Below are 21971 nucleotides of genomic sequence, written 5' to 3' on the forward strand. Positions count from 1 at the left end.
TTGTATTAAACAATTATATCCGTATATTTGCACCTCATTTTTAAAACAAAATAAATTATTTAACCATGTACGCAATAGTAAATATAGCAGGACAGCAATTCAAAGTTGCTAAAGACCAGCATCTTTTTGTACACAGATTACAAGGTGATGAAGGCGCTAGTATTGAATTTGACAATGTGTTATTAGTTGAAAACGAAGGTAAATTTACTGTAGGTACACCTGCTGTAAAAGGAGCAAAAGTTTCTGCTAAAATCGTGTCTCATTTAAAAGGTGATAAAGTAATCGTTTTCCACAAGAAAAGAAGAAAAGGATACAAAAAGAAAAACGGACACCGTCAGTTCTTCACTAAAATCCAGATTGATAGCATTACTATATAATTAATTAGGTAACAAAACGTTAAACATCGTTTAGCAAAAAAGATATAAAACCATGGCACATAAGAAAGGAGCCGGTAGCTCTAACAACGGTAGAGAATCCCAAAGTAAGCGTTTAGGTATTAAAATTTTTGGCGGACAAGCTGCTATCGCAGGAAATATCATCGTTCGTCAACGTGGTACTAAACACCATCCTGAGAAAAACGTAGGAATGGGTAAAGACCATACTTTGTTTGCTTTAATTGATGGTAAAGTAGTTTTCAGAAAGAAAGCAGACAACAAATCTTATGTTTCTGTAGTTCCTTTTGAAGTTGCAGCACCAGTTGTAGAAGATAAACCAGCTAAGAAAGCTGCTGCACCTAAAGCAAAAGCAGAAGTAGCTGTTGAAGCTGCTGCTGAAGAGCCTAAAGCAGAGAAAAAAGTAGCTGCTAAAAAAGTAGCTGCTAAAAAAGCACCTGCAAAGAAAGCTGATAAAGCAGAAGACGCAGAATAATCACATTCTCAAAAAATATAAAAAGCCTGTTAGAAATTCTAGCAGGCTTTTTTTGTGTCATTAGGTGTGGGGTTATTCAGTTATCAGTTGCCAGTTATCAGTTGTCTGTTATCAGTTATCAGTTGTCAGTTGTCTGTTGCCAGTTACTAGTTTTTTGTATTGAGTTACGTGTTACTATGCTCCACAAATGTTAATTTAATGAAGTGTTAGCTAGAACTCCCATCAATAATCTAAATAATCTTGATAAACACTTTGCATCATTGCTTTTGCTTTTAATAATAATGCTTCCTGCTTTTCTGGGCTCGTGGTTTTAGGTTTTTGATAAATGATAGTCTGACTGATAGGGTCATAAGAGATAGCTTGCTTGTCTTCAACTATCCCAAATCCATTATCCCAGTTGTAAAAAGAAAAACCTTTTGTAGCTGTATTCAGTAGGTTATTACTGTATTTATAGGCTTGTGCTTGTAAGCTTAATTGCCCCAATAAGGTTGCTGCAATATCTGTTTGATTACCAATTTTATCAACCACTTTACCTTTATAAGGCGCTTTTAGCGCACCACCAAAAACCAATAAAGGGATATGGTATCGCTCGGTCATAAAGCTTTCATAAATATTTTTTGGTAAACGATGCCCGTGGTCTGCAACCACAACAAATAAGGTGTTAGCGTACCAAGCTTCTTTTTTAGCTTCTTCTACAAAATTTAATAAGCATTCTGCTGTATAATGACTCGTACTTCTGAATTTATCTTCTATCGTCTGCTTGCCAAAAGCGCCTTCTCTAGGAAGTTCAAAAGGTTCATGATTACTCAAAGTTAAAAGGGTAGAAAAGAATGGCTCGCTTTCATGGTTTAAAAATTGAACTTGCTTTTTAAAGGTAACCTCATCATAAGCGCCCCATTTAGATGTTAAATCTTCGCTATTATAATCAGAAGCATCTTCTAATTTATGAACCTGACTACTTATTAGATAGGATTTGAAATTAGAAAATTCGGTATCGCCACCATAAAAAAATGATGTTTTATAACCCGCTTGTCCGAAAGATTTAATCAAAGATGGCAGCTTTTCTTGTTTATCGTTCTCTTTAATGATGCTCCTGATGGCTTGCGAAGGGAAACCACTTAAAATAGCTATCAAACCTTTATCAGTTCTATCGCCTGAGGAGTAAATATGACTAAATAATAAGCCTTCTTTAGTTAAAGTACTAAATGCTGGAGTAATACCTTGTTCTCCACCTAATTCGTGTACCACATCAGCTGTAAAGCTTTCCAGAATAATTAAAACGATGTTTGGCTTCTTTACATTTAATATCTTGATTGTGTTAGTAGTATCTGTTTCTGGATAAAGCTCTTTTAAAATAGCGTCTTGTTGTGTCTTATCTAAATATTGATATGGATTTTTCTTGTCTGCTTTTTTGAGGTAATTAGAAAGTAAAAGCCAATCGGTATTAATGGCTGCATGGTTTAAGATGGGTTTTTCGCTAAAATAAACTTTGCTTGGGTTCATAGGTGCTATTCCCCAACCGCCTCTGATAGCTAAAAAAGTTAAACCTAAAATCAATAAAGCCATAGGGAACTTTACTAAAAAATAAGATTTATCTAAATCTGGATCTTGCTTAAATATGATTTTATTGCTAAGGTAAAACCCAAACATACTTAAAGCAAAAACAATAAATAAGCTACTAAAAAGGGGAGAAGAAGCTGCCGAAGCCATGGCTTCAGATGGAGATTCGAATAAGAAATCTACAGCTCTAGCATTAATTTTTGTGCCCCACTCGGTATAAATATTAAAATCTACAGCTGTGATTACGGCTGTTAAAAAGGTGAAAACAAATGTATAGTTAAGAATGATTTTACCTTGTAAAGGTATTTTAGGAATTAACCAACTGATGATAAATAGGATAAACGGTATGACTGATAAATAACCAGCCATAGAAGCATCCATATGCATACCGTACAAGAAAGACAGGAAGATTTCATCGTTAGAAACATCGTCTAATCGTTCTATATTCCATCCAAAGAATACCATACGATTAACCAGAAAAAAAGCAATCCAGAAAAGGAAGTACCTGATAAAAAATGAGAGGCTTTTAAGCATGCTGCAAGTTAAATAACTTACATTTAGCTTAAAAGCCTTTTATGAAATTTTAAGGAAAATTATCTTCCAGACATGCTCATCAATTCTTCCATGGTCATTTGAGTATAACCTTCTGGAATTGTAAGATTTAAGCCTGTTACCGTTTCTGCTTTTAATTCTTTGAAGCTTAACTTAACTTTCATGCCGTTCATGTTGGTAACAAAAACTAAAGGTGTACCTTCTATTTTGTCTTTAAAAGCTTGGGTAAAGCTATTGCTAGGTATTTCTAAATCTTTGGTTGTCCAAATCTCTATTTGGTTACCTGTTTGTTTGTCTTTAGCATTGTACTTGATAGTGTTGTATCCTGATATTACTTTGCTTTCTGTTGTTTTAGCAAACTCGTAATCTGGCATCATTTCTTTTTGTTTTTCATAATCTGCCTCTGTAAATTTTACCGCAATTTTTTGTTTAGCCATTGGAATATCCATTAACATTAAGCCCGTATTGGTTTTACTGTCTGAGGTCATTTGGTTGGTCATCATACCTAAATCCATTACAAATTTGCTTAAATTTTCTTTGTAATAGATTTTATATTCTTTTGGAAGCATAGCAGCAGCCATTTGTTGGTCTGGTGGCAAATCATATTCTGCCGCATAGCTGATATAGCCTTCAGTAACTTTTTTTTGAGCTTGTGTAGCTAAGGATCCTAGGCAGATGAATGCGATAAGACCGAATGTTATCTTTTTTATCATAAATTTATTTTTATACTATGAAAGTAATGATTTTATTTCATCACCCATACACTTAGCTTTAAAATAAGTGTATTTAGACTAAAAAAATTATAGGTTTATTTCTAATGCTGGTTTTCTTTTTAAAACATGGGTATAAATTCCATTTTTTCGGGCTTGTTCTAACATGTTTTCTATTTTATAATCTTTGTTTTTACCATCTATAATAAAGCTTTTTGTTTCATAAAGTTTTGCTAAGTGTGGCAAATCAAAAATTTTATCTCCACTTAAAAGCAGCCAATCATGCTTGGTTTGGTCATGATCTAAATGTCGCATAATTTTTAAGCTTTTATTTTTGATTTTGATGATGCTATTAGGCGCTTGATTATGGGTATTGATGATAGCCAGTTTGGTAATTCTGCAACTATCTAAATATGGTTTAATAGAAAATTTGTAAGTATAATCATCAGGATTTAAATCGGTAAATAAAGTAGCTGTTCTTCCTTTTAGCATCGCAACAGCGGTATTTTTACGCAAGGTAAAGAATACTATTTTTTCTTGTTGTACATGCTGTAAAGTATGGTAACTGTGGATACTGATTAAAACGACAGCTAAAACACTTATGATTTTTAGCTTTAGGCTATCAGATGCAAATTTCATCAAAAGCAATAATAAAATGATATACATCAAAATGGTTTCTGCATGATGAAGCCATATTTGGTTGATGGTAGCATGAGGTATTTGTTCTATCAAAATCAAAAACTTATTGGTAAAATAAATGATTTGATTGAGGCATTCGCCTAGAATATTTGCTAATGTTTCTGAAAATGAAGCAATCACTAAAAATCCTAAACCCGCATACATAATCACCAAGGCCGGTAAGGCCATATATAAATTGCTGATGATAAAATACAAAGGGAATTGATGAAAATAATATAAACTGATTGGCGTAGTGGCTATTTGTGCTGCTATGGATACACTGGCGCATTGCCACATCCAATCTAAAATTCTGTTTTGCGGTTGAAACCATTGGTAAATAATAGGTTGCAAGTAAACCAAAGCCATTACTGCCAGAAAGGAGAGCTGAAAACCAATGTCCATCAAATTAAACGGATTGATGATTAATATGACGAATGCAGCAATACCTATCACATTAAAAATGTTTGTTTTTATGGTTTGATATTTAGCAATCAATATCAGCGAAAGCATTAAAGCAGCTCTTAAAATAGAAGGAGCTAAGCCTGTTATAAGCGCATAAAACCATATCAAACTCAGCATCAGCGTAAGCTTTATAGTTTTGCCATAAGGTAATTTTTCTAAAGGTTTAAAGAGAAGGTTTAAGAGTAATACTACAATAGCTACATGCATTCCCGAAACAGAAAGAATATGTAAAGTTCCGGTGTTAGCATAAGCTTGAAGAATTTGAGGATCCAAATCTGCCCGGTAACCTAAAATTAAGGTAGAGGCAACTGCTTTAGCATCTTCATAAGCCAGATATTTTTTAAACTTTTCTACTTGTTCTTCTCTAAATTTTAAAGCAAAGCTGATGATAGGATTCCCTTTTTCTGAGGCTAGTTTAACTGTTTCTTTAAGATGAATAAAGCTTTGATGATAGATTTGTTTATGCGCTAAAAACTTTTTATAGTTAAATTCGGCAGGGTTATAAGCAGGTTCTGTTTCTTTAATTTTTGATTTGATGAGTAATAAATCGCCATACCGATAAGGGAATTTTTTGGTAGTATCATAACGCATGGCTAATAATAAATTGCCTGATGCTTCTTGAAGCTTTTGATGAAACACATGCTGTTTGACCCTAACTGTAAACCTTGCAATATCTCCTTTAAGTTTAGGTTGCTCTGTAACAATAACTATATGATGATTGGCCTGATGCTTAGAAAAATGATGACTGTGATAAATCTCTTTAGAGGAATTGCAGAGAATAATGCCTGTTAAAAGAAATTGAAGCGCAATTAAAAATGTAGGCAAATAATGGTATTGATAAAGTTTTAAGCGCTTTGTAATAAATAAGTAGGCGGTTAAGATGAGGAGATTAATCGCCCATAAGCTATAAAAAAAGCCATGAGGTATTAAATCTAGACCAATAGCTAATGAAATACCAATCATGAAAAACCATAAATACCTGAAAAACGGAATTTCTCCTTTAAAATATGCTATCATAGGGTAGAAAAAAATGAATTGATTCTTTGTAGATGAAAAATCAATTCCTGTAAACGTTTTTATTAAAATTGATACCTAATTTGAGCTTTAACCTCTGATCTTAAATTGCCATTTATTTGGTCTAAACCAGAGCCAATAGTTTCTAAATCTGTAAAATGTGTGAAGCTGTATTTTAACCAAAAATCAACACCTCTTTTTAAAGTATATCTGCCATTAAGGTAAAATCTTAAGCCTTTATTTTGTAAGCCTGGGATAGAGAAACCGTAAAGAACATCATTTTCAAAAGCGTATATCCTGGTATCAAAACCTTCGGTATTGAAATACGCTATCCTAGCATTTCCAGATAATTTAGAGCTAAGTGGATTGTAAAGCACATCCTGATAAAGCAATAAACCATAAGTATTTTGGGTACTTTCTCTTTTAAACTGTGTAACTTCTGCTCGGTTTCTGAAACTGAAACTTTTATTTAGCGCATATTGTACCTCAAAACGATAATTTTGCCTTCTAACAGTTTCTAAAGTGTTTATAGGTGTAATTGCTCCGGAAACATTTTGTTGCTTTTCTTCTATGCGATACCTCAGGATAAATTTTGTTGTTCTTTTTGGCGAGTAGGTAAACTGACTAAAAATCTCGTGTCCTACAGAAGGAGCGTCAACCCTAAACCTTAGCCAAGGGAACTTAAACAAATCTGTATAAACGTTAAACTCATATTTTCTTCCAGATTTATATTGCAAACCACCAAAAAAACCTCGCTCATTAAAAGCTAAGCTACCCTCGCTAATTCCTTGGTTAAAATAAGAGTAATAATCTTTCTGATAATTTCTGTGAAATACCAAAGCAGAAATTTGAGGTGTTAAACTAGCAATAGCGCCGTTAATAAAAGCAATGCCCGAGTTTACACTATGGGCTAATTCTCCAAATAGGTAGATATTATTTACGGTATAACTATAATGAGCGCCTAAATTGGTGAGTTTTCTTCCGGTAAACTCAAATTGGTTATAAACAGCATTTCCAGGTGCAAAATTCTCGCTATAGTTAGATTGGTAGGCTGTTAAACCCAGCGATAGCTTGCGATAGTTATATTGTAAATTACCTCCTAAGACCAATTGAGCAATACGGTTTTTGTTGGCCAATTCATTAGGGGTGCGGTGTAAACCACTTATCTGTAAAGATGTTATTTCTGATAAATTGGTGGCAGCATTTAAGCTACTTCCTGCATCTAACCTTCTGAAAGAGATGAAAGGTGTAAAATCAAACCTGCCAAAATTAATTTGTGTAGCAAAACCTCTAAAGAAAGAAAACTCATTGATAGAGGTATAAGGTCTTAAACCTAAATCTTGTTTAGCGATAGAAAATAAATCGGCACCTTTACCAAAGCTTAAGCCGCTCCATAAGGTTAAACCTTGCCCAAATTGTAAGGAAAAATCGCCTAAAACTATTTTTTTAAATCTCGATACATCTTTAACATATAAACTGGCAGAAACGAAATCTGGCCCCAGCGTACGATTTTGGGTAGTCCAAAACTGCTCGCCAGCATCTTTATCAATATTTAAAGAAAACTGTAGGTTATTAAGGTAATTAAATCTGTAGCGAGTAAAAACTCGGTCTGGTGTGCCTAAATAACGCGAACGACCAGATTCTTCTGGAATGTTGAAGCCTGCTTGTTCTTCTAAAATACGTCCGTATCTTACTATCAAATCACTCCGGCCTTCTTTCTTTAAATTAGCCCAACTGAAGTTTTCAAAACCGGTGGGCGAGTTTATACTGCTGAAATTCAATAAAGTTTTAATGGTTTGTAAGTCAAAACCATCGATACTTTGAAGTTCTAAAATATCAATAAGTTTACCGTTAACAGCAATGTGGTCTTGTAGGTTGCTTATTTGTAAAGGATTTAAAAATACCAATTCCTGTAACTCATCTCTACTGGCTTTATTAAGGTTTAGCGGGTTTCTACGATAAAAATTTAAACGCTCTACAAGCTCGGTATAATCAAAATCTTCTGATTGATTCTCGGCAATTACCTCCAAGATATATTCAATGATAGGGTCGTTAGATTGCTGTGCTTGAAGTCCTAGACTAAAGAAAAGCAATCCCGAAAGGAGTAAAATTTTAATTCTAGAAAGCATATCCAAGAGCAATTTGAGGTGAATAGCCTAGTATGGGGTGCGAGCTGATAGCAAAATCAAGATTTATTTTTTGATGGATGATACCAAAACCACCAAACTGCTGGAAAGTATTTACAGATGTACCGCCTCTTAAAGCTAAAAATGGCGCAATCTTATATTCTAAGCCGGTTTTAAAATCCAATTTTCCATCTACAACTTGCTCAATTTCTGAGGTAACCAAAAGTTTATCTGTAAAAGTATAACTCGCACCAATTTGATATAAAGCGGGTAGGGTATTACTTTCTGTTTCTGTATATTGGCTTTTGTTAGGGTTGGCTGCATGTGCTGCTATCCAGAAATTTTTAAATACTTGATACTGGAAGCCAACTTGAAAGCTAAAAGTGTTGGTATTACCGTAATTTTGAATGCTGAGTTGATGATAGTTAAGTGTTAAGGCGGTAGAGAAGTTTTCGCCGAAGGCTTTTGCAAAACTAAGGCCCGATTTTAGCTCTTGATACACTGGCGAGCCATAAGATTGAAATGATGCTCCTAAGCTGTATCTTTTTAAAGGAATTACTATCGCAGCAGATTTAGTGCTCAATTCCTTTACAGAAAACCTGTTTTCGTAAGCAATAGCAAAAGCAGTATTTTCAAGTGAAGTAATACCAGCAGCATTGTTTTTAAGCGTCCAGATGTCTTGCATTGCAACGCCAGCATTTGCCATAGCCTGAATACGTGGACCGTTTAGATTTTGGGCAAAAACAGTGTAAGAAAATAGTGTTAAAATGAGTGTAGCGTAAAATTTTATCATCCATATTAAGTTGACGGATTGAAAATAGTAAAATGCTAGGTAAAAAGTGAAAAAATTAATAGGAACGGTAATATTTTTCTAATGTTTAATAATAATTTAACATTTGAGGTGCTTTTAATAGGAGATTCTGGGAATATTAGCAGAAATAAACCTGATGCTGCCTTAGAATTACTTAAAAATCATTTGCCGCAGCATGAAAACTCTGTTGTAATTTTTTTAGGCGATAATATTTACCCCAATGGATTACCAGCACCAGGTACTATTTTAAGAGAAGATGCAGAAACAGTACTCAAAAAACATCATGAAGCTTTAAAAGATTATAAAGGTAAGGTTGTTTTTATATCTGGTAACCACGATTGGAATAAAGGAAAAGCCAACGGTTTAGCCTTTGTTTTAAGGCAAGAAGAATACCTACAGCAATTGTTTGATGATAAATTCTCTTATTTACCACCTCAAGGTTGTCCGGGGCCATCAGAAGTTATTTTAAATGATGATTTGGTGCTGATTGCCATTAATACGCAATGGTGGGTGCAAAAAGGAGTAAGGCCCATTGGCAAACAATATGGTTGCGATGTAGAGAACGAAGCGCAATTTTTTACCAAGCTAGAGCAACTTTTAAGCAAACATCAATCAAAGAAAATTTTAGTCATAGGGCATTATCCTATTTACAGTTATTCTTTACATGGTGGGAAATATAAGCTCAAGCATCACTTATTCCCTTTTACTTTATATAAAAAGAAAGCCTATTTGCCACTGCCTTTTGTAGGTTCTTTATTGCCGCTTTACCGTAAATATGTTGGAGCTAGGGAAGATTTAGCTCATCCACGATTTAAAATTTTAAGAAAGCGTTTAAAAGAGATATTTAGAAAATATCCGGGTTTAATTTATGCAGCCGGACACGAGCATAATTTGCAATACATAGAGAAATACCACAACCATTATATTGTAAGTGGTGCAGCATCAAAAGCTACTTATGTTTTAGATGGTAAATATTCTAGGTTTGGGATATCTGGAAAAGGATTTTTTAAACTTAAGCTTTATAAAAACCTGAAAATTAAAACAGAGGTTTTAATTACAGATAAAGATAACCCTATGGGCGAGCTAGTCTATCAAGGTTGGATAGTTTAAGTTGGCAGGGATAATCACTTGTAAAGCAGCAGGTAAACAAATTAAGTTAATTTCTTTTGTTCTGCCTATTACTTCGCCATCAATTTGTAAAAGTGTTCTTCTCTTACTTCTTATGATAGCTTTTTTACAGCTAATGGTTTCAAAATAAGCCGAATAATTTAATCGGTTTCTAAACATTTTTATAGCAATAGAAAACAAGTGGATTTTAGCAAAAGGTTTAATAATGCAAATCTCAAACAAGCCATCGTTTAGTTTTCCTTCCGGATTAATGACTGCACCCGTACCATAGCGGGTAGCATTAGCAAAAGTTAAAGAAACAGCTTTTACTTTTCTGGTTTTCTCTTCTGTTTCTATCAAAAAATTTCTGGATTTGATGAAGAAAATCTCATTAAATAAATGCTTAGCATAGGTTATCAATCCGCGTTTACGGTCTAACTGAAACCTTTTTACAATTCTGGCATTTAGGCCAACATCAGCTAAATGGGCTGATACATTTTGGTTGATGCTTAATAAATCAATGGTGACTGTTTTTCCGGTTTGTAGTAGTTTGATGCATTCATCCGCAGCAGCGGGCATATTAAATTCTTTAGCCATACCATTGGCAGAGCCATTAGGGATAATCAATAATTTAATAGGCGTATTTTTGATGATACTGGCAACCAGATTAACGGTTCCATCACCTCCGGCGGCAGCCACAATAGCCGGTTCATATTGCTGAATAGCGCTTTTAATACCTTGTTCAGGATTATCTCCTAAATAATAGATGTGAAATTTGTAGTTTAATTGCTTACTTAAATCAACAATAATGTCTTTAAGATTGGTTGGTTTATCATCACCTGCTTTATGGTTTATAATAAACAAGATATTCTGCATCGTGGGCTTTTTTACTGAGAATGATAAACAAGAATCATACCCGCTTTATAGCTCTTCGTTAAGGTTAAGCATAAAAGCTTTTAATTTTTCTAAAGAGTCTATAATCTTTTGGTTTTCAGCAACTTCATTTCTGTTACCTTTCATGTAGTCTTTAGCTCCCTGTAAGGTAAAACCTTTATCTTTTATGAGGTGGAATATGATTTTTAAGTTCTCAATATCTTCTGGCCTAAATAAACGATTGCCCTTAGCGTTTTTCTTAGGTTGCAGTATCTCAAATTCCTTTTCGTAGAATCTAATCATCGATGTGTTTACCTGAAACATATCTGCAACTTCACCTATTGGGTAATACAGCTTGTTTATTTCTTTCTCTTTATAAGGCATTTTAATGGTATTGATGAAATAAAAATCAAAATTAATCAAAAGATTGGTTTTCTCTTGATGCTACTTCTAACATAGCCATATATTCTGATGGTGTTAAATCGTTAAAGAAGAAATTAATAGGGTTAATAGGTTTGCCACCTTTATAAACTTCATAATGCAGGTGTGGCCCGGTAGAAGCGCCAGTATTTCCTACATAACCAATAATATCGCCACGCTTAACTCTTTGTCCTTTCTTAGCTTTAAACCTGCTCATGTGCGCATATTTGGTAGAGTAGCCGTAACCATGGCTAATAATTACCCGATTACCATAACCTCTTTCATTACCAACGGCTGCTATGTAACCATCGCCAGTAGCATAGATGGGAGTGCCAATTGGAGCGGTAAAATCCATGCCTTCATGCATTTTTCTAATTTTATAGATAGGATGTATCCGATACCCGAAACCAGAAATAGCACCTCTTAACTTCCTGCTATCCACAGGTTGTACAGCAGGGATAGAAGCCATCATTTTTTCTTTAGAATTTACAGCTTTTGCCAGCTCATCATAAGATTTTGATTGTACGTAAAGCTGTTTAGAAAGAATATCAACTTTTTTAGTAGCCTCAATCATCAGGTTGGCATAGTCGTAATTTTCTAGGTTTTTATATCTGTTTATCCCACCAAAACCAGCATTTCTAACTTCTTTAGGTATCGGCTCTGCCTCAAAAATGACGCGGTAAATATTGTCATCTCGCTCTTGCAAATCATCCACAACAGCATTCAATTGCTTTAAACGATCTTGTAAAATCTCGTATTGTAAGCTCAATTGGTTAATTTCTCTTTTCAATTGCTTTTCCTTTGGCGAATCAAAAAAAGTATAAGCAAAGGCAATAATAATGAAAGAGAACACCAATGCGGTAGAAATAAAACCTAGTGCTTTTAAAACTTTAATCCCAAGACTAAGCCTTACCTTTTCATATTTAAGGGTTTGGGTATTAAAATAGTATTTCGTTTTTGCCATTTCTGATTTATTGTAGCAAGCATGAGCATGCGCTATCTTTCAAATTTAATTAAAATATTGAAAACGTATCAATTTGTGAAAAGGTATAAGGCTAAGATTTATGCGCTAAATTCGCTAACATTTAATATTTGATTATTTTTGCCCCATGAATTTTTTACCAGCAGCCATAAGTCAAGCTTTCAAAGCTTTATTTGATATTGAAATTGCAACAGCACAAATTAGTTTAGAACAAACTAAGAAAGAATTTGAAGGTCATTTTACTTTGGTTGTTTTCCCTTTTGTAAGACAAACAAAAAAATCTCCGGAGCAAACCGCAGCCGTTATAGGCGAATATTTAAAAAACAATTACCCTGAAGTTGCAGATTTTAATGTGATAAAAGGCTTTTTAAATATTGTTTTAGCCGATGCTTTTTGGTTAAATGTTTTGCAAAATGATATCGCCAAAGCAGCTTTTGGAAGTGTTTCTCCAAATGGTAAAAAGGTAATGGTAGAATATTCATCGCCAAACACCAATAAGCCATTACATTTAGGACACGTAAGAAATAATCTTTTAGGTTATGCTGTTGCCGAGGTTTTAAAAGCCAATGGTTATGAGGTTACCAAAGCCAATTTGGTTAACGATAGGGGAATCCATATCTGTAAATCTATGTTGGCATGGCAAAAATTTGGTGCTGGTGAAACGCCACAATCATCTGGTTTAAAAGGCGACCATTTGGTGGGAAAATACTATGTTATTTTTGATCAGGAATATAAAAAGGAGATAGAGGCTTTAAAAGAAGCTGGTAAAACAGAAGACGAAGCTAAAAAAGAAGCTCCTTTAATGAAAGAAGCCCAAGCAATGTTGCTGAAATGGGAAGAAGGAGATGAAGCCATCATCTCTTTATGGAAAACCATGAATGGCTGGGTTTACGATGGTTTTGATAGCACTTACCGCAAGCTTGGGGTAGATTTTGATAAGTTTTATTACGAGTCTAATACCTACTTATTAGGTAAAGATATAGTAGAAGAAGGTTTAGCTAAAGGTGTTTTCTTTCAAAAAGAAGATGGCTCTGTATGGATAGATTTAACCAGTGATGGTTTAGATGAAAAATTGGTTCGTAGGTCTGATGGTACTTCGGTTTACATTACCCAAGATTTAGGAACAGCACAGTTAAAATACGATGAGTTTGGTGTAGATAAATCTATTTATGTAGTTGGAAATGAGCAAGATTACCATTTTAAAGTGCTATTCTTAATCTTAAATAAATTGGGTAAAACCTGGGCCGATGGTTTATACCACCTTTCTTATGGCATGGTAGATTTACCAAGTGGTAAAATGAAATCTAGAGAAGGTACTGTAGTTGATGCTGATGACTTGATACGTGAGATGGAAGATACCGCCAGAGAAAAAACAGAAGCTTTAGGCAAAGTAGACCATTTTAGCGATGAAGAAAAAGCTAAATTGTTCTACATGATAGGTATGGGTGCTTTAAAATACTTCTTACTAAAAGTAGAACCTAAGAAACGTCTTTTATTTGACCCTAACGAGTCTATAGATTTCCAGGGAAATACAGGGCCTTTTATACAGTATACACATGCCAGAATACGTTCTGTAGTAAATAAAGCTAATTTTAAGGAAGCTACAACAGGTTTCCAAAACATCAACAGTTTAAAAGAAACCGAATCTGAATTGATACAGATTTTAAGTCGTTACCCACAAGTTTTAGCCGTAGCTGCCAGAGATTATAACCCGGCAGCCATAGCCAATTATGCTTACGAGCTTGCAAAAAGCTATAATAAATTCTACCAAACAGAAAGCATCTTAAAAGTAGAAGAGGAAGATATTAAGAACTTTAGGCTGTTACTTTCTTATCATACTGCCTTAACTATTAAAAAAGCAATGGGTTTATTAGGTATTGATGTTCCGGAAAGGATGTAGAGGGGGATTCAGTTGTTGGTTGTCTGTTGCCGGTTTCCAGTTCTGGGAGGATTGATTGATTTTGAATCAGTTGTTGGTTTTCTGTTGCCTGTTTCCAGTTCTGGGTGGTGAGTTGATAGTTTTTGAATTTTTCCTTTTGAATTTTGAATCAGTTATCAGTTGATAGTTTTGAGTTTCCAGTTCTGGGTGGTGAGTTGATAGTTTTTGAATTTTTCCTTTTGAATTTTGAATCAGTTATCAGTTGATAGTTTTGAGTTTCCAGTTCTGGGTGGTGAGTTGATAGTTTTTGAATTTTTCCTTTTGAATTAGTTTTCATTTCTGGATGTGAGTTGATAGTTTTTTAATTTTGAATTTTTCCTTTTGAATTTTGAATCAGTTATCAGTTGATAGTTTTGAGTTTCCAGTTCTGGGTGGTGAGTTGATAGTTTTTGAATTTTTCCTTTTGAATTAGTTTTCATTTCTGGATGTGAGTTGATAGTTTTTTAATTTTGAATTTTTCCTTTTGAATCAGTTATCAGTTGATAGTTTTGAGTTTCTAGCTCTGGGTGGATAGTTGGCAGTTTTTGAATTTTTCCTTTTGAATTTTGAATCAGTTATCAGTTGATAGTTTTGAGTTTCCAGTTCTGGGTGGTGAGTTGATAGTTTTTGAATTTTTCCTTTTGAATTAGTTTTCATTTCTGGATGTGAGTTGATAGTTTTTTAATTTTGAATTTTTCCTTTTGAATTTTGAATCAGTTATCAGTTGATAGTTTTGAGTTTCTAGCTCTGGGTGGATAGTTGGCAGTTTTTGAATTTTTCCTTTTGAATTAGTTTTCATTTCTGGATGTGAGTTGATAGTTTTTTAATTTTGAATTTTCACTTTTGAATTTTTCCTTTTGAATTTTGAATCAGTTATCAGTTGGTAGTTTCGAGTTTCCAGTTCTGGGTGGTGAGTTGGCAGTTTTTGAATTTTGAATTTTTACTTTTAAATTTTCCCATGTCATTACGATGAGGAACGAAGAAGTAATCTTTATACACAAAGCTGGGCGGAGAACTTCATGATTGATTAGCTACGTAATTAAACGCCAAGCTAGGTTTACGACTTTTAGGAAACTCCGAGAACTCTGTGCCTCCGTGGTTAAAAATACTGTTCTACAGATTGGTAAGCTTCCGTTTTATTAGGCGTTGGGTGTCTATAATTTTGACTTTCAATAAATATTTACTTATTTAGAATTAAATCTACTTCATGAAAAATACCTATGAGATTTGATAACAAATTATATTTAATAGAATTAGATAATAATATTCCAAGGTGTACATATATCACTGCTATATGTTGTATTTGTGCAACTTTATGGGATATATATACTAGTTACCACCAATATTAACAAACGACACCAAAAAACATGAGACAGTGAAAAAAGCTATTTTTATTCTATTGACAGCATTTACATTTAACTTGAATGCTCAAAATTTATTTCCAGTAAAACTTGACAACTGTAAAACTTCAAAATTTTGTCTTGACTGCGGAGACATAAAAGCAGGATACGTTGAAAAGGACTTTAAGAAATTAGAAGATAGACTAAATAAGTCTTTAAATCTTAGTGGCATTAGCGGTTCGGTTAAACTTCAAGTGCTCGTTGACTCAAAAGGAAAAGGATGTGTTCTAAGCCATACCGACCAATCAAACAGCCCGATTTCTTTGAAAATTATTGAAGAGCTGAACAAGTTTAGCAAGTGGACACCTGCGATAAAAGATGATGTTAAGGAAGAAAAATCTTCAATTAATTTGGTTCTTATAATCAAGGACAACCGCATATCAGGACAAATAGAACGTGTTGATATGAATGCTTTCAAAAAGGCTTTTGACAGACCTAAAAGTCCAGAAATATTTAACAAAGACTATGTTTACAAAAATGAAAACTTAAAGAATTACAAAATTACTGTTTGGAATTCAGGAAATTCAAACCTCCCAAACAATATGAATGACCACATTTCAATTGATAATAACGGATTAATTTGGCTTACAACAGACGAAGGACTTGTTACTTTCAATGGCAAGGAATTTCAAAATGCTGAACAGAACATTACCGATAAAGGAAAATATTTTAGATATTTTGGACTTGCTACTGACAATAGCAACACTAAATGGTTTTTCGCAACAGGAAACATTTATAGCTTTAATGACGGTAAGTGGACTAAATATGAAGAAAACGAAATAGGGATAAAAAGCGGATACAAAATCATAAACAACCCAAATACTAACGAAGTGTTTTTCACCTCTGACAAAGGTCTTACAATTTTAAAAAATGGTAAATGGAGTTTAATAAATCAAGAGAATACTCCTGGACTACCTTCAAATAGAGTTTCTTTTGCGAAACGAGATTCAAAAAACAGGATTTGGATTGGAACTTACAGCGGTAGCGTGATGATTGACGAAAACAGTCAGGTGACAAATTTTGAGAACACAGAAACAGTGCTGAAAGGAAAGTGCATTACTTCTATGGACGAAGATGAAAACGGAAACATTTATTTTACACTTTACGAATTTGACCGAAAAGACAAACAGAAGGTAAATAATGACGAAGGAATAGCTATTAGATATGCTGACGGAACTTTCAAGCAGTTTACAACAGAGAATTCAGGAATGCCATTTAATCATACAAATTGTGTTCTATATGACAAGAAAGAAAAAGCCCTTTGGATTTCCACAGACAGAGCAGGTTTAGTAAGGTTTGACCTAAAAGACGGTTGGGAAAACTATCATAACGAAAATTCTGATATTCCGACTTCCTACATTTCGACAATGACATTCGATAAGGAAGGCAATTTGTATTTGGCAACAAGACAAGGACTAGTAAAAATTGAAAGAAAATAGAAATACTGGTGGTAACAGGCGTTTGGCTCAATGGCGGGTGACGTGGTTAATTGAACATTCTACCTCGCGTCAACTTTTGTGGTGTATTGACAGTTTTTTGCTCCGAAATCCGCCACTGCGCCAAGCGCCAAAACGTTACCAGTAAGTGTAAATGACGACAACGACACCAAATATCAGTAAGGAACTTTTTGTAGAAATTCTGCAAGACAAAGACCTAGTGCAACCTGACGACCTTCTCATTTTTCAAACTTTATATTCACTCGACAAACAAGAAGCATCAGCGACAGACCTTGCAAGAATTATCGGTTGGTCAGACAAAAACGGTGTTGTAGGGAAAATTGTTGGACTTGGAAAACGAATCCTTAAAAAACACGACATTAAACAAACAGAGCGTGAAGATGGAACAAGAAAACTTTGGGACTTCTTTTTTACAGGATACTACAAAGGGACATTTTTCATTTATCAACTCAAACCAGAATTAAAAGAAGCATTAGAAGAATGTGGTTTGACAGAGAACATAAAACCGATTTCAATTCAAAATTCTTATCTCTTTGTTTGGAACCCTAACAAATGGAGCCAATGGACAGACCCAAACAATGAACCATACATTGAGAAAAACATTGAAGAACTTAAAAACACAGGTAAGGTAACTTTAATGTGGAGTTGCCGAAGTCATAAAAGTATTCGACCAGGCGACAGAGCGTTTTTAGCAAGAGTTGGTTCGACACCAAGAGGAATTTTCGCATCAGGAAAAGTTGTTTCAGAACCTTTTCTTTCACAACATTGGAGCGGTGAAGACAAAGACGTTCCGAGAGTATTAATTGAGTTCGACACTTTATTAAATCCCGAAAAAGAACCAATTCTAACAGTTGACAATCTCGACAAAGGAAATTTATCAAAGCAAACTTGGACACCACAATCTTCAGGAATTTCAATCAGACCTGAAGTTGCTGACGAACTTGAAGAAGAATGGTTTGAGTTTTTAAGAACACAGAATATTCGTTACAGCCCATTTTCAGAAACAACCGACACGACAATAACATATATTGAAGGTTCTGCAACACAGGTTACACAGACACGATACGAACGAAATATTTATGCAAGAAGGGAATGCTTAAAACATTACGGTTACTCTTGTTCTGTTTGCGACTTCAGCTTTGAAAAGTTTTATGGTAGTTTAGGCTACAAATTTATTAACGTTCATCATTTGACACAGGTAGCGACAATCAAACAAGAATATAAAGTAAATCCAATTCAGGACTTACGACCTGTTTGCCCAAACTGCCATTCAATGTTGCATAAGCAAAATCCACCATTGACAATAGACGAACTTAAAGACATAATAAAAAATGGTTGACAGCAGACACGACCGAAGAACACCTACTGGTAACAGCAGTTTGGCAAAATGGCGGGTTCATTGCTAAATTCAAGTTCAGTTCTTCGATTGAACTTTTGTGCTAAACTGAACATTTGTGCTTCGATTTCCGCCACTTCGCCAAGCTGCAAAACGTTAGTGGCAAGGCTAAGACACCACAACCCGACAGACAAAAGCGGGTTCTTTTTAACATTTTGTATTTAAGTAATTGCTTAAATAAACAAATTGACTATCTTTGTGCTATGGACAACAATTCTTGCATACGACAACAGGCGGACATTAAACAAATAAACCGCTGTAAAGACAGAGTTTCAGAACTCAACTGCTCGTTTGACTATTTATCGAACGGACTTGAATTGGCGGGAAACAACGTAAGGCTGAAAATTCTCTTTCTACTATATGAAGAAAAACGACTTTGTGTTTGTGATATAAGCGACATTCTCGGTATGACAATTTCAGCAGTTTCTCAACACTTGCGAAAACTCAAAGACCGAAAACTAATTGAAACCGAACGAGAAGCTCAAACCATTTTTTACTCATTGACAAAAGAGTATGAAAAAATGCTGAAACCGTTTTTCAAAATACTTGACGAAAACAAAATATTAGAAACATTATGACAACAGACAAAAAACTAATCGGAGCAGGACTTTTAACAGCAATTGCAGCTTCATTGTGTTGCATTACACCTGTCTTGGCTTTAATCGCAGGGACAAGCGGACTTGCTTCAACTTTTTCTTGGCTTGAACCTTTTCGACCTTATTTTATCGGTTTGACAATTTTAGTTCTTGGTTTTGCTTGGTATCAAAAGTTAAAACCTAAAAAGCAAATTGACTGCAATTGTGAAACAGAAGAAAAACCAAAATTCATTCAGTCAAAAATGTTTTTAGGAATAGTAACAGCATTTGCAATCGTAATGCTTGCATTTCCAAATTACTCAAGCATTTTCTACCCAAAGACAGAAAAGCAAATCATAGTAGTGGACAAATCCAATATTCAAAAAGTAGAATTTACGATTAGCGGAATGACTTGTGCAAGTTGTGGCGAACACGTAAATCACGAAGTAAATAAATTGACAGGAATAATAAGTTCAAACGCTTCTTATGAAAATGGAAATGCAATCGTAGAATTTGACAACTCAAAAACAAATATTTCTGAAATCGAAAGAGCAATAAACTCAACAGGATATTCCGTAACCGACAAAAAAGAAAATTAAAATGGAAATCAAATTACAATCAACAATCACTTGTCCCAACTGCGGACACAAGAAAGAAGAAACAATGCCGACAGACGCTTGTCAATATTTTTACGAATGTGAAAAATGCAAACAAGTTTTAAAACCAAAACAAGGCGACTGCTGTGTTTATTGTAGTTACGGAAGTGTTGCTTGTCCACCAATTCAGCAGGACAAAAAATGTTGCTGACAGACGAAAAACAAAGAAGCCCAGCCACTAACAGCGGTTTGGCAAAAGTGGCGGTTCAGTGCTTCGTATGACAATTTTTCGTAAATTTGAAGTGTGTGCTTCGTATGAACATTTGTGGTTAAATCGCCACCTTCGCCAAGCCGCCAACCGTTGTGCCTCATTGTAAAAAAGCCGACCGCACAAACAGCACATTTGGTTTTTACCGACACAAAAGCCAACGCTCAAAAACCAAAAGAGCTGTTTTTTGCCAACGCTTGACCGAATAAAATTTGTAAATTTGCGTTTTGAAACAGTATGACAAAATTTATTTACATAGCATTAATCACCCTGATTGGTTTCTTACTGACACCAACAGACATCTATGCTTGTGGGTCAAAATCTGAAAACATAGAAAATACTTGCACCAAACAATCTAATACGGAGACAGAAAAAAAGATTGTTGCGATAATAAAGAGAAAGGACAATGTGGTAAACACGGAAAAGATTGTGACGGAAACTGTGGTAATCCCGCTTGTCATTGTCCTACTAATTGCACAAACTTTACAATACCTTTTTTTGACGGATTTTTAGGAATTAAATCAATCGTTAGTATGCCTAACTTTTATTATCAAGACACCTATTATTCATCAGGTTTTCTTTCTATTTGGCAACCGCCAAAAATAGGCTAATTTCTTGCCTTGACAGCCATAGGTCTGTCTAATTGAAAGCATTTTTCTTGCTTTCAAATTCTATTATTCGTTAAACATTTAATTTTAAAAAGATGAAATCAATAAAAATATTGATGGCAATTACACTATTGCTATCATTCACAGCGTGTAACGCTCAAATAAAAAACGCTAAGACCGAAAGCGTAAAAATTTACGGTAATTGTGGAATGTGCGAAAGCACTATTGAAACAGCAGGAAATATTAAGAAAGTAGCACAGGTAGATTGGAATAAAGATACCAAAATGGCTACTCTTACTTACGACCCAAGTAAGACCAATCAAGATGAAATCTTGAAACGCATTGCATTGGCGGGTTACGATAGTGACCAATTTCTTGCACCTGATGATGTGTATGCCCAACTTCCAGAATGTTGTCAATATGAACGTGTGAAAAAATCGGAAACTGCAAAATCAGTGACGATTGCTGACCATTCAATGCACAACCATAATACAATGACTGATAAAACAACTGAAACAAAACAAGAAGTAAATCAACTTAAAGCAGTTTTTGACAACTACTTCGCTCTAAAAGATGCCTTAGTAGCCTCTGACGGCAACTTGGCTTCTGCCAAAGCAAAAGAATTGCTCAATGCTCTTAATGCTGTGCAGATGAATAAACTTTCAAATGAAGAGCATACTGTTTGGATGAAAGTAATTAAAGACTTGAAATTTGATACCGAACACATCGAAGAAACCAAAGATGTGGGGCATCAAAGAGACCATTTCAATACTTTGTCTGACAATATGTATCAGCTCTTGAAAGTTTCCAAACAAGAAACGCCTACGTATTACCAACATTGCCCAATGGCAAACAATGGCAAAGGTGCAAATTGGTTGAGCAAGGAAAATGCAGTTAAAAACCCTTACTACGGTTCTCAAATGCTTACTTGTGGTAAAACAGTTGAAACCATAGAATAAATGAAACTATATATCAAAAATATGGTGTGTAGTCGCTGCAAAATGGTAGTGAAGTCCGAGTTAGAAAAACTCGGACTTCAACTACTTGCAGTTGATTTGGGAGAAGTAGAAACCATAGAACCAATTACGGCACAAAAGAAAAACGAGATTGCAGAACATTTGAAATGTTTTGGTTTTGAACTGATTGATGACAAAAAAAGCCGTGTGATTGACAAGATTAAAACCTTGATTATTGAATTGGTGCATCAACAAAACGCTCAAATCAATTCCAATCTTTCCGATTATTTGTCTAATCATTTGGCACAAGATTATTCATCTTTAAGCAATTTGTTTTCGGAAGTAGAAGATACGACCATTGAAAAATACTTTATAAACCAAAAAATTGAAAAGGTTAAAGAGTTGCTTCTGTATGATGAATTGACTTTGAGCGAAATTGCTTTTCAAATGAATTACAGTAGTGTGGCGTATTTGAGCAATCAGTTCAAAAAGGTAACGGGCTTTTCGCCTTCGCATTATAAGCAATTGAAAGACAAAAAACGAAGGCAAATTGAAGACTTATAAATGTTACAACTCAAACCCAAAATACCGCAATAGTAATGAGTTGAAAGCTTCGGAACTTTGTGCCACAGTTT

21 protein-coding genes are annotated in these 21971 nt (G+C 34.5%); 12 read left to right on the forward strand and 9 right to left on the reverse strand.

Annotated elements, in window-relative coordinates; translation table 11 throughout:
* Nucleotides 1-65 precede the first annotated feature (65 nt).
* On the forward strand, nt 66-377 hold the full coding sequence (gene rplU / locus FYC62_RS04370) for a 50S ribosomal protein L21 (RefSeq protein WP_026903110.1): 312 nt from the start codon (nt 66-68) through the stop codon (nt 375-377).
* 52 nt (nt 378-429) lie between these two features.
* Nucleotides 430-867, forward strand: coding sequence for a 50S ribosomal protein L27 (gene rpmA, locus FYC62_RS04375; RefSeq protein WP_081987665.1), 438 nt, complete (start codon nt 430-432; stop codon nt 865-867).
* Between the two features lie 222 nt (nt 868-1089).
* Here the strand turns inward: rpmA and FYC62_RS04380 are convergent, their stop codons facing one another.
* From FYC62_RS04380 to FYC62_RS04400, 5 genes are all read right to left on the reverse strand, one after another.
* Complete coding sequence (locus FYC62_RS04380; RefSeq protein WP_039453159.1) at nt 1090-2961, reverse strand: LTA synthase family protein; 1872 nt, start codon at nt 2959-2961, stop codon at nt 1090-1092.
* Nucleotides 2962-3020: 59 nt separating this feature from the next.
* Nucleotides 3021-3692: a hypothetical protein gene (locus FYC62_RS04385; protein WP_149074063.1), complete on the reverse strand. Its 672-nt coding sequence runs from the start codon at nt 3690-3692 to the stop codon at nt 3021-3023.
* Between the two features lie 87 nt (nt 3693-3779).
* Nucleotides 3780-5846, reverse strand: a complete 2067-nt coding sequence (locus tag FYC62_RS04390) for a ComEC/Rec2 family competence protein (RefSeq protein ID WP_149074064.1) — start codon at nt 5844-5846, stop codon at nt 3780-3782.
* Between the two features lie 62 nt (nt 5847-5908).
* Nucleotides 5909-7972 carry a helix-hairpin-helix domain-containing protein gene (locus tag FYC62_RS04395; protein WP_039453150.1) on the reverse strand — a complete coding sequence of 688 codons (2064 nt, stop codon included), beginning with the start codon at nt 7970-7972 and terminating at the stop codon, nt 5909-5911.
* The gene (locus FYC62_RS04400; RefSeq protein ID WP_039453148.1) at nt 7962-8762 is read right to left on the reverse strand and encodes a PorV/PorQ family protein; all 801 of its coding nucleotides are present in this window, start codon (nt 8760-8762) and stop codon (nt 7962-7964) included. The genes FYC62_RS04395 and FYC62_RS04400 overlap by 11 nt, the downstream gene beginning before the upstream one ends.
* Nucleotides 8763-8843: 81 nt before the next feature.
* On the opposite strand from FYC62_RS04400, the gene FYC62_RS04405 reads away from it, so the two are divergent.
* Nucleotides 8844-9890 carry a metallophosphoesterase gene (locus FYC62_RS04405; protein ID WP_149074065.1) on the forward strand — a complete coding sequence of 349 codons (1047 nt, stop codon included), beginning with the start codon at nt 8844-8846 and terminating at the stop codon, nt 9888-9890.
* Here FYC62_RS04405 and FYC62_RS04410 read toward each other — a convergent pair.
* The 3 genes from FYC62_RS04410 to FYC62_RS04420 are packed head-to-tail and all read right to left on the reverse strand — an operon-like array spanning nt 9864 to nt 12144.
* Nucleotides 9864-10763: a diacylglycerol/lipid kinase family protein gene (locus tag FYC62_RS04410; RefSeq protein ID WP_039453142.1), complete on the reverse strand. Its 900-nt coding sequence runs from the start codon at nt 10761-10763 to the stop codon at nt 9864-9866. The genes FYC62_RS04405 and FYC62_RS04410 overlap by 27 nt on opposite strands.
* Before the next feature lie 45 nt (nt 10764-10808).
* Complete coding sequence (locus tag FYC62_RS04415; protein ID WP_039453233.1) at nt 10809-11144, reverse strand: MerR family transcriptional regulator; 336 nt, start codon at nt 11142-11144, stop codon at nt 10809-10811.
* A gap of 31 nt (nt 11145-11175) precedes the next feature.
* Nucleotides 11176-12144 carry a M23 family metallopeptidase gene (locus tag FYC62_RS04420; RefSeq protein WP_149074066.1) on the reverse strand — a complete coding sequence of 323 codons (969 nt, stop codon included), beginning with the start codon at nt 12142-12144 and terminating at the stop codon, nt 11176-11178.
* 145 nt (nt 12145-12289) lie between these two features.
* Here FYC62_RS04420 and argS point away from each other — a divergent pair, with 145 nt between their 5' ends.
* Complete coding sequence (gene argS / locus FYC62_RS04425) at nt 12290-14062, forward strand: arginine--tRNA ligase (RefSeq protein ID WP_149074067.1); 1773 nt, start codon at nt 12290-12292, stop codon at nt 14060-14062.
* Nucleotides 14063-14726: 664 nt separating this feature from the next.
* Here argS and FYC62_RS17240 read toward each other — a convergent pair.
* Nucleotides 14727-14879 (reverse strand): hypothetical protein, encoded by a 153-nt coding sequence (locus tag FYC62_RS17240; protein WP_205943781.1) that lies wholly within the window; start codon nt 14877-14879, stop codon nt 14727-14729.
* Nucleotides 14880-15455: 576 nt separating this feature from the next.
* Between FYC62_RS17240 and FYC62_RS04430 the strand changes: the two genes are divergently transcribed.
* The 8 genes from FYC62_RS04430 to FYC62_RS04465 all read left to right on the forward strand — a co-directional run bounded on the left by FYC62_RS04430 (nt 15456) and on the right by FYC62_RS04465 (nt 21900).
* Complete coding sequence (locus tag FYC62_RS04430) at nt 15456-16919, forward strand: ligand-binding sensor domain-containing protein (RefSeq protein ID WP_149074068.1); 1464 nt, start codon at nt 15456-15458, stop codon at nt 16917-16919.
* Nucleotides 16920-17070: 151 nt separating this feature from the next.
* Entirely contained in the window at nt 17071-18276 is a 1206-nt protein-coding gene (locus tag FYC62_RS04435; protein ID WP_149074069.1) for an HNH endonuclease, read from the forward strand.
* A 260-nt stretch (nt 18277-18536) separates the two neighbouring features.
* On the forward strand, nt 18537-18911 hold the full coding sequence (locus FYC62_RS04440) for an ArsR/SmtB family transcription factor (RefSeq protein ID WP_149075848.1): 375 nt from the start codon (nt 18537-18539) through the stop codon (nt 18909-18911).
* Nucleotides 18908-19507, forward strand: a complete 600-nt coding sequence (gene merTP, locus FYC62_RS04445) for a mercuric transport protein MerTP (protein ID WP_149074070.1) — start codon at nt 18908-18910, stop codon at nt 19505-19507. The genes FYC62_RS04440 and merTP overlap by 4 nt, the downstream gene beginning before the upstream one ends.
* A 1-nt stretch (nt 19508) precedes the next feature.
* Nucleotides 19509-19715 carry a GDCCVxC domain-containing (seleno)protein gene (locus FYC62_RS17940; protein WP_069796431.1) on the forward strand — a complete coding sequence of 69 codons (207 nt, stop codon included), beginning with the start codon at nt 19509-19511 and terminating at the stop codon, nt 19713-19715.
* A gap of 294 nt (nt 19716-20009) precedes the next feature.
* Nucleotides 20010-20285 (forward strand): hypothetical protein, encoded by a 276-nt coding sequence (locus FYC62_RS04455; RefSeq protein WP_205943782.1) that lies wholly within the window; start codon nt 20010-20012, stop codon nt 20283-20285.
* 190 nt (nt 20286-20475) lie between these two features.
* Nucleotides 20476-21339, forward strand: a complete 864-nt coding sequence (locus FYC62_RS04460; protein ID WP_149074071.1) for a DUF3347 domain-containing protein — start codon at nt 20476-20478, stop codon at nt 21337-21339.
* Nucleotides 21340-21900, forward strand: a complete 561-nt coding sequence (locus FYC62_RS04465) for a helix-turn-helix domain-containing protein (RefSeq protein ID WP_149074072.1) — start codon at nt 21340-21342, stop codon at nt 21898-21900.
* Nucleotides 21901-21971: the final 71 nt, after the last annotated feature.

The sequence above is a fragment of the Pedobacter aquae genome, from assembly GCF_008195825.1.
Taxonomy (GTDB): domain Bacteria; phylum Bacteroidota; class Bacteroidia; order Sphingobacteriales; family Sphingobacteriaceae; genus Pseudopedobacter; species Pseudopedobacter aquae.